Raw genomic sequence first — 254 nt, 5'->3', positions numbered from 1 at the left:
AGGAATTTGCCCCAGCCGAAGGCATCGAAGCCGAAGCCCGCCGCGAGATTCACGTCGGGATAGAACTCGGCCTTCGCTTCCTTGACGTCGTGCATCGCGCCTTCGACCTGCCAGCGCGCGGCGACGATGTCCGGGCGGCGCGCGACGAGATCGGCGGGCAGGTTGTCGGGCAGCGCGACGCTGGCCACCGGATGGAGCATCGGATTGGCGATCTGCAGACCGCGATCCGGACCCTTGCCGAGCAGCGCGCCGAG

General features: G+C 68.5%; 1 protein-coding gene. It reads right to left on the bottom strand.

Annotated features, from left to right (window positions below):
- Window positions 1-254: TolC family protein (locus SB772_RS43350; RefSeq protein ID WP_410838941.1), on the bottom strand; the 254-nt coding region annotated here is incomplete at both ends.

Source organism: Paraburkholderia sp. SIMBA_030 (genome assembly GCF_046535245.1).
In the GTDB taxonomy this organism is placed as follows: Bacteria; Pseudomonadota; Gammaproteobacteria; order Burkholderiales; family Burkholderiaceae; genus Paraburkholderia.
Note: the sequence above shows the minus strand (reverse complement) of the source record. Positions and strands in the feature narration are given on the sequence as shown.